We start from the raw sequence: 12321 nt of genomic DNA, 5'->3' as shown, positions 1-12321 counted from the left end.
GCGAGGCGAAAGGTCAATGCGTCGTGCCACCGCTGGTCGCGAGGTCCTCTTGCACAGCGAGCGCGCACTCGATCGCGGCGTGAATGCCTTCGATCATCGTCGCCAGCGCCATGCTCGGCTGCCCGGGCTGGCGCGCCGCCTGCTGCGGCAGCCACGGCACGTGCACGAAGCCGCCGCGCGCCTCGGGCAGGCGCGTCGCAAGCAGGTGCGCGAGTGCGAAGAACACCTGGTTGCAGACGAACGAACCCGCGCTCAGCGACGGCGCAGCCGGGATGCCGCGCGTGCGCAGTTCCGCGACGATCGCCTTGGCCGGCAGGTTCGTGAAGTACGCGGCGGGCGCACCGGCGACGACGGGCACGTCGATCGGCTGCAGCCCGTCGTTGTCGGCGATGCGCGCGTCGACGAGGTTCACCGCGATGCGCTCGAGCGAGATCTCGCTGCGCCCGCCCGCCTGGCCGAGGGCGAGCACGAGCATGGGCCGATGGCGCTCGACGAGGTCCTCGAGCATCGGCACGGTCGCGGCGAACGATACCGGCAACACGCTGCCGACGACGCGATGCGCGGCGATTGTCGCGCCGTCGAGCGCGCGGACGATCTCCTGCGACGGATTGACGGCCTCGCCGCCGAACGGCTCGAAGCCGGTCAGCAGCACGCGTGGCTCGGCGGGATGCGGGTGGGACATCGGCCGCGGTTCAGTCCACGTCGAACGACTGCAGTTCGACCGGCGTGCTCGGCAGCACGACGATCGTGCCGCGCATGCCGCTCGTCGGCGTGCCGTGCGTCTCGCAGTAATAGCCGATCGTGCCCGCGCTCGGGAACGTGCGGCTGAAGTGCCAGATGTTGCCCGCGGCGGCGCCATTGCCACCCTGGCCATCGCCGTCGCAGCCGTTGGCGCAGCGGAACGAATTGTCGTCGGCCTTCACGTTGTGGGTGCCGCCGCTGTTGCGGAAGGTGACGCTGTCGCCGGCGGCGATCGTCAACTCGGCTGGATTGAACGTCTGGCCCGGACCGACCAGCACGAGGTAGTCGCCGGCACGGGCCGGCACGGCGGGCAGGGCGCAGAGGGCGAGCAGGGGCAGCAGGCGCATCGACGCAGGGTACGCCATCGGCGCGGCGATGCAACGGCCGTCGACCGCTGCGCGCCCCCACGGTGTACGAAATCTCCGACACGGCGCGGCGCCCGCTTCGCACACGCCGACGCGTCGTTCGTGCGACGACGCCGGCGAGGCGCGGGCGCACAGTGCTCGGCAGGAACAGCGATGGATCGCGGCAAGGACGCACTTTGGCTCCGCCACGGGGCAGCACGACGCAGGATGCGTCGTCGACGGTCGGGCAACCGGCCGCAGGCACCGGAAACGGCGGGAGTCCGCGTCCGGCCGACACGGCGTCGCGGCAATGTGCGCGACGCCGCCTGATGCGCGCAGCGGCACCTGGCCGGGCGCGCGGAGGTCCCGATGATGAAGCACGCGCCACTGCATCTGGATGCCTTGCAGGCCGGTATCGTCCGCAGGCTCGCCGAGCACGCCTGCTCGGACCTGTGCGAACCCGCATGCTTGCGTCGCAGCGACGACAGGCTTGCGCGGGCCCGGGTGATCCATGCAGCGCTGTCGACGCGCCGACGCTTCAAGGCGCTGTATGAACGCAGTCGCGAGTTGCAGACCGCGCTCGAGCGGTTCAAGGCGCGGCGCGCGCAGATCCGCGGCACGTGAACGCGCCCCCGACCGAGGACGGCGTGTCCGGCAGCGTCGCGCTGGTCGTGCTCGCGATCTGCTGCGCGATGATGGCGGTGCTGCTCGTGCTCGCCTCGACCTGAGTGAGGCTGCCGCCGCAAGGATCAATGCGGCTTGTACTGCCCGCGGCGGCATCGCCCACGATTCCGCAGGATCAAGCCGCGCAGCGTCGGATCCGGCGCTGCACGCCTCGAGCCGCCCCCCAAGCGTTGCCGCCCGCGGGCTCCAGCGCCGTCGAGCCGGGCGCGCCGCGCCACTCAGTGCGACCGGCGGATCACGCCGCGGCGGACCAGCAGGTCGACGATCGCGCTCGCCGACTCCTCCGGCGACTGCTCCATCGTGCGCAGGTGCAATTCGGGCGCGGCCGGCACCTCGTAGGGTGAATCGATGCCGGTGAAGTTCTTGAGCTCGCCGCGGCGTGCCTTCTTGTAGAGCCCCTTCGGATCGCGCTGCTCCACCACCGCGAGCGGCGTATCGACGAAGATCTCGATGAATTCGCCGTCCTCGACCATGCCGCGTGCGAGCTGGCGCTCGGAGCGGAATGGCGAGATGAACGCGGTGATGACGATGAGGCCGGCATCGACCATGAGCCTGGCGACTTCGCCGATGCGACGGATGTTCTCGACGCGGTCGGCGTCGGTGAAGCCGAGGTCCTTGCTGAGGCCGTGGCGCACGTTGTCGCCGTCGAGCAGGTAGGTGCGCGCGCCGAGCGCGTGCAGCTGGCGCTCGACGATGTTCGCGATCGTCGACTTGCCGCTGCCGGACAGGCCGGTCAACCAGAGCACGCACGGCGAATGCCCGTTCTGCCGGATGCGCGCCTGCTTGTCGACTTCGACCGCCTGCCAGTGGATGTTCTGCGACCGGCGCAGCGCGAAGTGCAACAGCCCCGCGCCGACGGTCTGGTTCGTATAGCGGTCGATGACGATGAAGCTGCCCATGTCGCGGTTCGACGCGTACGGATCGAACGCGACCGCGCGGTCGAGCGTGAGGTTGGCGACGCCGATGCCGTTGAGTTCGAGCGTCTTTGCCGCGAGATGCTCGAGGCTGTTGACGTCGACGACGTACTTCGGCTGGCCGAACGATGCGCCGAGCGTGGTGGCGCCAAGCTTCACGAGGTAGGGGCGGCCGGGCAGCATCGGCGCGTCGGCCATCCAGACGAGCGTCGCCTCGAACTGGTCGGCGAGGCCGGCCGGGTCGCCGGCCGCGCAGATCACGTCGCCGCGGCTGATGTCGATGTCGTCGGTGAGCGTGAGCGTGACCGATTGGCCCGAGCGCGCCTCGGCGAGATCGCCGTCGAACGTGACGATGCGCGCGACCGTCGACGTTCGTCCCGACGGCAGCACGCGCACCGCGTCGCCGGGTCGCACGCGGCCGCCGAGGATGCGGCCGGAATAGCCGCGGAAGTCGAGATCGGGACGGTTCACCCATTGCACCGGCAGGCGCAACGGGCCCGACGCGTCGTCGCCACCGACATCGACGGTTTCGAGGTGCTGCAGCAGGCTCGGGCCGCGGTACCACGGCGTGCGCGCGCTCGGCGAGGAGAGATTGTCGCCGCGCAGCGCGGACAGCGGTATCGCGACGACGTCCTCGATGCCGAGCTGCGCCGCGAACGCGCGGTAGTCGCGTTCGATCGACTCGAACACCTCCTGCGACCAGTCGACGAGGTCGAGCTTGTTGACCGCGAGGACGATCCGGCGGATGCCGACGAGCGAAACGAGATAGCTGTGCCGGCGCGTCTGCGTGAGCAGGCCCTTGCGCGCGTCGACGAGGATGACCGCGAGGTCGGCGGTCGACGCGCCGGTGATCATGTTGCGCGTGTACTGCTCGTGCCCGGGCGTGTCGGCGACGATGAACTTGCGCTTCTCGGTCACGAAGAAGCGGTAGGCGACGTCGATCGTGATGCCTTGCTCGCGTTCGGCGCCGAGGCCGTCGAGCAACAGCGCGAAGTCGAGCTCGTCGCCCTGTGTGCCGAACTTGCGCGAATCGCCCTCGAGCGCGGCGAGCTGGTCGTCGAACAACGCCTTCGATTCGTGCAGCAGGCGCCCGATCAGCGTGCTCTTGCCGTCGTCGACGCTGCCGCAGGTGATGAAGCGGAGCAGGCCCTTCGCCTGCTGCGCGATGAGATAGGCTTCGACGTCCTCGAAGCGGCCTTCGGCGTTCATCAGAAATACCCCTCGGCCTTCTTCTTCTCCATCGACGCGCCCGCATCCTGGTCGATCAGGCGGCCCTGGCGCTCGCTCGTGCGCGCGACGAGCATCTCGCGGATGATCGCGGGCAGGGTGTCGGCGTCGGACTCGATCGCGCCGGTAAGCGGGTAGCAGCCGAGCGTGCGGAAGCGCACGCGGCGCAGCATCGGCGTTTCGCCTTCGCGCAGCGGGAAGCGCTCGTCGTCGACCATCACGAGGGTGCCGTCGCGCTCGACGACGGGACGTTCGGCGGCGAGGTACAACGGCACGATCGGGATTCGTTCGGCGACGATGTATTGCCAGATGTCGAGCTCGGTCCAGTTCGAGAGCGGGAACACGCGGATGCTCTCGCCCTTGTTCTTGCGCGCGTTGTAGAGGCGCCAGAGCTCGGGGCGCTGGTTCTTCGGGTCCCACTGGTGCTGCGCCGAGCGGAACGAGAACACGCGCTCCTTCGCGCGCGACTTCTCCTCGTCGCGGCGCGCGCCGCCGAAGGCGAGGTCGAAGCCATGCTGGTCGAGCGCCTGCTTGAGGCCCTGCGTCTTCCAGATGTCGGTGTGCAGCGCCGAGCCGTGCGTGAACGGGTTGATGCCCAGGCGCAGCGCTTCCGGATTGCGATGCACGATGAGTTCCTGCCCCGACTCGCGCGCCATGCGGTCGCGCAGCTCGTACATCGCGCGGAACTTCCAGGTCGTGTCGACGTGCAGCAGCGGGAACGGCGGGCGCGACGGGAAGAATGCCTTGCGCGCGAGGTGCAGCATGACCGAGCTGTCCTTGCCGATCGAATAGAGCATGACCGGGCGCTCCGACTCGGCGACCGCCTCGCGCAGGATGTCGATGCTCTCGGCTTCGAGGCGTTGCAGGTGGGTCAGCGCGGTCATCGGTTCGGACGTCGAGCGAAAACGCGAGTTTACGGCGTGCCGCGGGCGCGCGGCCATGCCGGGCCGGCATGTCCTAAGAACGTGGCCGGGCTGGCGCAGCCGACGCGGCCGCGCCGCACGCCGGGTGGTCACTTCCAGTCGTTCCTGGGGCCCTCGGCAGGGCGAGCAGGAGCCGCGCTGCCGCGGCAACGACGATGCTCAATGCGTCCGCACCTTTCCTAGGGCGCCCGGCGCAGCGCGAGCACCGCATTGAGGCCGCCGAACGCGAACGAGTTGCTGATCGCCGCGCGCACCGGGCGCTCGCGCGCCGCGTTGGCGACGTAATCGAGGTCGCATCCGGGGTCGGGGTCGATGAAGTTCATCGTCGGCGGCAGCACGCCGTCGCGCAGCGCACCGATCGTCGCGACGAGCTCGATCGCGCCGGCAGCGCCGAGCGCATGCCCGTGCATCGACTTCGTCGACGACACCGCGAGCGCATCGGCGTGTGCGCCGAAAACGCGCCGGATCGCCTTGCTTTCGGTCGGGTCGTTCGCCGGCGTGCCGGTGCCGTGCGCGTTGATGTAACCGACCTCGTCGACGCCGATGCCGCCGTCGGCGAGCGCGCGCGTGATCGCCTTCGCCGCGCCGGCTTCCGACGGGAACACGATGTCGCCGGCGTCGGCCGACATGCCCGCACCGGCGAATTCCGCGAGGATCGTCGCGCCGCGCCGCTGCGCGCGTTCGAGCGTCTCGAGCACGAACACCGCGGCGCCTTCGCCGAGCACCATGCCGCGGCGCTGTTTCGAGAATGGCCGGCAGGTGTCGTCGGCCATCACGCGCATCGCTTCCCAGGCGCGGATCACGCCGAGCGTGATGCACGCCTCGCTGCCGCCGGCGACCGCGGCGTCGGCGACGCCGCTGCGCACCATGTGGAACGCCTGCGCGAGCGCGTGGTTGGCCGAAGCGCACGCGCTCGAGGTCGCGAACGAGGGCCCGGTCAGCTTGTGTTCGATGCAGATCTGGCTCGCCGGCGCGTTGGCCATCAGTCGCACGATGGTCAGCGGATGGGTGCGCGGGTTGTTTTCCCCGTACAGGCGGCGGGACGCCTCGTCGTGGGTCTGCTCGCCGCCGACGCCCGTGCCGATGACGACCGCGGTGTTCTCGCCGAGGCCCTCGGCGGCGAAGTCGAGGCCGGACTGGGCGATCGCCTCGCGCGCGGCGACCAGCGCCAGCTGCGACACGCGGTCGAACAGGATCAGCTTCTTCTCTTCGAAGTGCGCGAGCGGATCGAAACCCTGCACCTCGGCGGCGATGCCGAAGCGCAGGCCGTCGCGCGGCATGCTCGTGATCGGGCCGATCGCGACGCGGCCTTCGCGCATCGCGGACCAGGTGGAGATGGCATCGAGGCCGAGCGGGGTGACCGCGCCCATGCCGGTGATGACGACGCGCTGCATGCGGGTGCCGCGCACCTCAGGGCGCCGGCTGCGTCGCCTGCTCGGCCAGCAGCCTTTCGACCGTCTCGACCAGGCCCTTGACGGACTCGGTGTCGAATTGCGGGTCGCGGTCGGGCATCGTGATCTTGAAGTGGTCTTCGATCTCGAAAATGATCTGCACCGCGTCGAGCGACTGGATCTCGAGGTCCTTCAAGGTCGCCTCGGGCGTGATGCGGGCGCGATCGATGCCCGATTCCTTGGCGATGATGTCGAACACGGTGTCCTGCACGCTGCTCATTCACGTCTCCTCGGATTCGTCGCGCATCGACGGCGGCGACGCGGGCAGCCGGATGATCGCCGGGCGTGCCACGTTGTTCAAGCGGCAGGCGATGGCGTTTCGACTTGCAGCGCCCGCGCGGGCATACTGCGCCGCCCGCATCGCACGCCAGCAGGAACCGATGTCCGCCACCGTCGTCATGCTCTGGCTGGCCAACATAGTGCTCGATACTTTCGGGCAACTTTCGTTCAAGGCGGCCGCCGCGGGAGCGGACCTCGGCGAAGGACTCGCGCGCTGGAAGGCGATGGCGCGGCGGCCGTGGATCTGGTCCGGCATCGCCTGCTACGTAGGCGAGTTCCTCGTCTGGCTCGCCTTCCTCTCGCTGGTGCCGTTGTCCGAAGGCGTGCTGCTCGGCTCGATCAACATCGTCGCGGTGATGATCGCGGGGCGCCTGCTGTTCGCCGAGAAGCTCTCGCCGATGCGCACGTTCGGCATCCTGCTCATCGCAGCCGGCGTCGCCGTCGTCGGCATCGGGGGTTGAGGATGAGGCGCTTCTATCTGGTCGGCTTCCTCGTGCTCGTCTGCTTCGACACCTTCGCGCAGATCTGCTTCAAGCTCACCGCGAACCATGCGATGCCGCCGGAGGCGAACCTCGCATGGGTGCTGCGCGTGCTGGCCTCGCCGTGGGTGTACTGCGCGATCGCCTGCTACATCGGCGCGTTCGTGACCTGGATGACCCTGCTCGAACACGCGCCGATCGGTCCCGCGTTCGCCGCCTCGCACCTCGAGGTGGTCAGCGTGATGGTGCTGTCGGTGGTGCTGTTCAACGAACGCATCGGCACGCCGCAATGGATCGGCAGCGCGCTCATCATCGCCGGCATCGTCTGCCTCGCGATCAGCGAAACCGATGGCGATCCGCCGCCCGCGCCGCACTGAAGCGCCGCCGACCGCGGGGTTGCCCCCGCGCTGGGGCGACCTCTGGCCGTTCGCGCCGCGACAAGGCAGCCTCGAACGCCGGGCCGCCGCGTTCATCGGCGCCGACGAGGTCCAGGCCGAGTGCTCGGGCACCGCGGCGCTCGTCGTCGCGCTCACCACGCTGCATCGCCTCAGCGGCCGCCGCGTCGTGGTCGTGCCGGCGTACACCTGCCCGCTGGTCGCGATCGCGGTCGCCCATTGCGGCCTCGAACTGCGCCTGTGCGACCTCGCGCCGGGCTCGATCGACTTCGACGCGCAGGCGCTCGCGCGAGCCTGCGACCGCGACGTGCTCGCGCTGGTGCCGACGCACCTCGGCGGACGCGTCGCCGATGTCGCGGCCGCCGTCGCGCTCGCGCACGCGGCCGGGGCATTCGTGATCGAGGACGCCGCGCAGGCGTTCGGCGCGCGTCGCGGGCGCGTGTCGGTCGGCCTCGACGGCGACGCCGGCTTCTTCAGCCTCGCGGTCGGCAAGGGCCTGACGACCTACGAAGGTGGGCTGCTCGTGAGCGCGGACGCGAGCCTGCGGCGCGAGCTGCGCCGCACGAGCCGCGAGATCGTGCCGTGGAGACCGGCCTGGGAGCTGCGCCGGTCGTTCGAGCTGCTTGCCTACCACGCCTGTTACCGACCGTCGTTGTTGCGCTTCGCTTACGGCGCGCCACTGCGCCGTGCGCTGCGCCGCGGCGACCCGGTCGCTGCGGTCGGCGACGATTTTCCGCTACGCATTCCGCTGCACACGCTCGGCCGCTGGCGCCGAAACGTCGGCGCACGCGCATTCGCGCGCTGGCCCGCATTCGTCGCCGAGGGAGCACTGCGCGCGCGGCGCCGGCACGCGCGGCTCGCCGCAATCGGGGATATCGACGTGCTCGGCGATGCAGGCGATGCGAACGGCACCTGGCCGTTCTTCATCGTGCGGATGCCGGACGAGGCCACGCGCGATCGAGTACTCGCGCGGCTCTGGGGCGAAGGACGCGGCGTCAGCCGCCTGTTCATCCATGCCTTGCCGGATTACGCCTACCTGCGCGACGTGGTCGCGCCGGCCGACGTGCCGAATGCGCGCCGCTTCGCTGCAACGACGTTGACCATCTCGAACAGCCCGTGGCTCGCCGATGCCGACTTCGAAGCCGTGTGTTCGGTGATCGAGCTCGTGCTGCAGGAGCGCCCGGGCGGCACCTGACCCGGCGTCCGTCATCCGCCTGTCGCATACCGTGGTCATGCTGGCACGGCAACCCGGGGCCGGCCGGCAAACGAACCGGATTGCTGCGCCGCATCAATGCGTTCGCGTTTTGGCCGGTAGACTTCGCGGGCTGCGGTTGCTGCGCAGCCCATCTGCAGGGGAATATCGTGATGCCGTTCCAGTCCAAGCGCTCGCGCCAGGCGCGAGTCGATCGTCACTTCGTTCCAAGTTTCGCCGCGGCCGTCGGCGCATTGCTGCTGGCGGCGTTGGCAAGCCCCGCGCTGGCATCGCCCAGTGGCGTGGTGATATCCGCTTTCCAGGTCCGCGGCAGCGTTGGCGCGGGCGACGAATTCGTCGAACTGCACAACACCAGCGCCAGCACGGTCACCATCGGGGGGTGGAAGCTGCAAGGCTGTGCGAACGGTTCGCCCGGCAACGCGAGCGACCGCGTGACGGTGCCGGCGGGCGTCGCGCTGCAGGCGGGCCAGTACTTCCTGCTCACGGGAAGTGGCTATACCGGAACGGTCACGACGGATCTTTCCTGGGGCGCCACCGGCATTTCGGATTTCGGTTCGACGAGTTTCGCCGGTATCCAGATCCTCGACGCATCGAGCACGAAGCAGGACGGCGTCGGCGCTCCGTCGAGTCCGTGTCGTGAAGGCACGGGCATCACGACGCCGGGCAGCGGCTCCGTGTTCGCTTTCGTGCGCACGCAGGATACCGACGTCAATTCGGCGGACTTCACGGGTCCGCAGTCGTATACCCCGCACAACTCCGCGGGCGTTGCCCCGAACCTCAGCATCAACGACGTATCGGTCAACGAAGGCGACGCCGGAACGACGACCGCGACGTTCACGGTCAGCCTGTCGCAGCCGGCAGGCCCGGGCGGCGTCACGTTCGACATCGCGACGGCCGACGGCACCGCGAGCGCGGGCAGCGACTACGTCGCGAACTCGCTGACCGGCCAGACGATTCCCGCCGGCAGCACGACCTATACGTTCGACGTCACGATCAACGGCGATACCGTGCCGGAACAGAACGAGACGTTCTTCGTCAACGTGACCAACGTCACCGGTGCGACCGTCACGGACGGGCAGGGCCAGGGCACGATCGTCGACAACGACGCGCCGCACCTGTCGATCGCGGATGTCTCGCACAACGAGGGCAACGCGGGTACGACGAGCTACACGTTCACCGTGTCGCTGACCCAGCCGGCAGGTCCCGCTGGCGTGACGTTCGACATCGCGACCGCCGACGGCAGCGCGACGGCACCATCCGATTACACGCAGAAGGCGCTGACGGCGCAGACGATCCCGGCGGGCAGCACGATCTACGCGTTCACCGTCCTCGTCAACGGCGACACGACCAGCGAACCGGACGAGACGTTCAACGTCAACGTCAGCAACGTCGTCAACGCGTCGGTCGACGATGCCCAGGCGGTCGGCACGATCGTCAACGACGACGTGACGAAGATCCACGACGTGCAGGGCATCGGCGCCGCGTCGCCGATGGTGGGCGCGACCGTGACCATCGAAGGCGTGGTCACCGCCGAGTTCCTCGGCTCGGCCAAGCTCAGCGGCTTCTTCCTGCAGGAAGAGGACGCCGACATCGATGCCGACCCGAATACATCCGAAGCGGTCTTCGTGTTCTGCACGCCGTGTGCGGCGGGTGCGGTCGCGGAAGGCCAGCGCGTGCGCGTGACCGGCCTGGTCAGCGAGTTCTTCGACATGACGGAAGTGTCTCCACCGGCGGCCGCGAACGTGGTCGTCACCGACGGCGGCAACCATCTCGCAGAAGTCACGCCGGCGACGATCTCGCTGCCCGTCGTCGGCGACATCAACGCGTTCTATGAGGCGCGCGAAGCGATGCTCGTCACCTTCGCCGACACGCTGACGATCTCCGAATTCTTCGAACTGCCGCGCTACGGCCAGATCGAGCTGCTGCAGGGCGGCCGATCGCGCACGTTCACCGAGGACAACGCCCCGAGCGTCGCAGGCCTCGCCGCGCACCTGGACAACCTCGCGCGTCGTCGCGTCATCCTCGACGACGACAACAACGTGCAGAATTCCGTGCTCGCGCAGCCGAACGGCCAGCAGGCGATGTACTGGCCGCACCAGAACGGCGGTTTCGGCGTCGGCACCCAGGGCGTCGACTATTTCCGCGGCGGCGACACGATTTCCGGCCTCACCGGCGTGCTGCACTGGTCGTTCGCGGGGCTGTCCGGCACCGATGCCTGGCGCATCCGCCCGACGGTCGCGCATCCGGTCACGTTCACGCCGGTGAACACGCGCCCGGCGACGCCGCCGGACGTCGGCGGGGCGATCCGCGTCGTCGGCATGAACCTGCTCAACTACTTCACGACGATCGACACGACGTCGTCGAACAACAGCGGCCCGTGCGGGCCCGGCGGCACGCTCGACTGCCGCGGTGCCGACAGCAACGCCGAGCTCGATCGCCAGCGCGAGCGCGCGTCGATCGTGATCTGCACGCTCAACCCCGACGTCGCCGCGTTCATGGAACTCGAGAACACGACGCCGAGCGCGACGATCGACGACCTGCTGGGCGCGGTGAACGCGCGCTGCGGCGGCACGCATCCGTATGCGGCGGCAAGCACGGGCGGCACGCTCGGCACCGACGCGATCCGCGTGCAGATCGTCTATCGCACGGGTGTGGTGGCGATGGTCGGCTCGCCGCTGGTCGACAACGATCCGATCCACGATCGCCCGCCTACCGCGCAGACGTTCGACGTCGTCGACGCCGCGAACGCCGCGTTCGGCAAGCGTTTCACGGTCGTCGCCAACCATCTCAAGTCGAAGGGCAGCTGCCCGGCCAGCGGCGTCGACGCCGATCAGGGCGACGGCCAGGGCTGTTGGGCGTCCAAGCGTACGCAGCAGGCCAACCGCACGATGACCTGGATCAACAATACGGTGATCCCGGCCGCCAGCGATCCGGACGTGCTCCTGCTCGGCGACTTCAATTCGTACGCGAGCGAAGCGCCCATCGCCGCCCTCGCGGCCGGCGGCTACGCCGACATGGAGACCGTGCTGCACGGCACGAACGCGTACTCGTACCAGTTCGACGGTGAGCTCGGCCACCTCGATTACGCGCTCGCCAACGCGAGCCTGCAGCCGCAGATCACCGGCGCGGACGCCTGGCACATCAATTCCGACGAAGTGCCTTCGTTCGACTACAACGACGAGATCCGCGACACCGGCGAAGCGGCGCAGGAGGAGAAGCCGGACGGATCGGCGCTGACGCCTCCGCGCGTGGTCTGGGAACCGGGCACGCCGTATCGCGCGTCCGATCATGATCCTGTGCTGGTCGGCCTGTTCGGCACGACGCAGCATACGGTCACGGCCGTCGTCGGCACGGGCACGGGCACGATCACGCCGCCGAGCGCGGTGGTGAACGACGGCGCGACGACGGCCTTCACGGTGACCGCGGGTGCCGGTTTCCACATCGACACGGTGACGGGTTGCGGCGGTTCGCTCGCCGGCAACACCTACACGACAGGCGCGATCACGGCGGACTGCACGGTCACGGCGAACTTCGCGGTGAACACGACGCCGCAGCCGGCGTTCTTCAACGCTGCGCTGACGACGAGCAGCCCGACGTTCGCCAACCCGGGCGGCTCGACGTCGGGTACGGGCGTGCAGTACTACTGTGCGCAGGAGTTCACGGTGGACACC

11 protein-coding genes and 1 pseudogene are annotated in these 12321 nt (G+C 69.3%); 5 read left to right on the top strand and 7 right to left on the bottom strand.

The genetic code is table 11. The features are described from left to right. Positions 1 to 13 precede the first annotated feature (13 nt). Positions 14 to 682, bottom strand: coding sequence for a pyroglutamyl-peptidase I (gene pcp, locus EV148_RS11435; protein ID WP_131998261.1), 669 nt, complete (start codon positions 680 to 682; stop codon positions 14 to 16). Positions 683 to 692: 10 nt separating this feature from the next. Continuing rightward, positions 693 to 1106 carry a cupredoxin domain-containing protein gene (locus EV148_RS18515; protein WP_158287439.1) on the bottom strand — a complete coding sequence of 138 codons (414 nt, stop codon included), beginning with the start codon at positions 1104 to 1106 and terminating at the stop codon, positions 693 to 695. Between the two features lie 348 nt (positions 1107 to 1454). Here EV148_RS18515 and EV148_RS18510 point away from each other — a divergent pair, with 348 nt between their 5' ends. After that, positions 1455 to 1709, top strand: coding sequence for a hypothetical protein (locus EV148_RS18510; RefSeq protein ID WP_158287438.1), 255 nt, complete (start codon positions 1455 to 1457; stop codon positions 1707 to 1709). A gap of 278 nt (positions 1710 to 1987) precedes the next feature. On the opposite strand, the gene cysN is transcribed toward EV148_RS18510, so the two are convergent. From cysN to EV148_RS18695, 5 genes are all read right to left on the bottom strand, one after another. Beyond that, a complete protein-coding gene (cysN, locus tag EV148_RS11425) occupies positions 1988 to 3892 on the bottom strand; it encodes a sulfate adenylyltransferase subunit CysN (RefSeq protein WP_131998255.1) in 1905 nt (634 codons plus the stop codon). Then, a complete protein-coding gene (gene cysD / locus EV148_RS11420) occupies positions 3892 to 4794 on the bottom strand; it encodes a sulfate adenylyltransferase subunit CysD (RefSeq protein WP_131998252.1) in 903 nt (300 codons plus the stop codon). The genes cysN and cysD overlap by 1 nt, the downstream gene beginning before the upstream one ends. A gap of 218 nt (positions 4795 to 5012) precedes the next feature. Further along, complete coding sequence (locus EV148_RS11415; protein ID WP_131998249.1) at positions 5013 to 6227, bottom strand: beta-ketoacyl-[acyl-carrier-protein] synthase family protein; 1215 nt, start codon at positions 6225 to 6227, stop codon at positions 5013 to 5015. A gap of 16 nt (positions 6228 to 6243) precedes the next feature. After that, positions 6244 to 6504 (bottom strand): acyl carrier protein, encoded by a 261-nt coding sequence (locus EV148_RS11410; protein WP_131998246.1) that lies wholly within the window; start codon positions 6502 to 6504, stop codon positions 6244 to 6246. Next, positions 6505 to 6684, bottom strand: a complete 180-nt coding sequence (locus tag EV148_RS18695; protein WP_199222778.1) for a hypothetical protein — start codon at positions 6682 to 6684, stop codon at positions 6505 to 6507. On the opposite strand from EV148_RS18695, the gene EV148_RS11405 reads away from it, so the two are divergent. The 4 genes and pseudogenes from EV148_RS11405 to EV148_RS11390 all read left to right on the top strand — a co-directional run. Next, positions 6665 to 7024: a DMT family transporter gene (locus EV148_RS11405; RefSeq protein WP_241988063.1), complete on the top strand. Its 360-nt coding sequence runs from the start codon at positions 6665 to 6667 to the stop codon at positions 7022 to 7024. The genes EV148_RS18695 and EV148_RS11405 overlap by 20 nt on opposite strands. A 2-nt stretch (positions 7025 to 7026) precedes the next feature. Beyond that, entirely contained in the window at positions 7027 to 7419 is a 393-nt protein-coding gene (locus tag EV148_RS11400; protein WP_131998243.1) for a DMT family transporter, read from the top strand. Next, positions 7391 to 8632 carry a DegT/DnrJ/EryC1/StrS family aminotransferase gene (locus tag EV148_RS11395; protein WP_131998240.1) on the top strand — a complete coding sequence of 414 codons (1242 nt, stop codon included), beginning with the start codon at positions 7391 to 7393 and terminating at the stop codon, positions 8630 to 8632. The genes EV148_RS11400 and EV148_RS11395 overlap by 29 nt, the downstream gene beginning before the upstream one ends. Before the next feature lie 299 nt (positions 8633 to 8931). Next, positions 8932 to 12321 (top strand): annotated as a pseudogene (locus tag EV148_RS11390) (ExeM/NucH family extracellular endonuclease); the annotation flags it as partial.

The sequence above is a fragment of the Dokdonella fugitiva genome (genome assembly GCF_004342425.1).
Lineage (GTDB): Bacteria > Pseudomonadota > Gammaproteobacteria > Xanthomonadales > Rhodanobacteraceae > Dokdonella_A > Dokdonella_A fugitiva.
The sequence above is the reverse complement of the archived record's forward strand: the minus strand, read 5'-3'. Positions and strand labels throughout refer to the sequence as shown.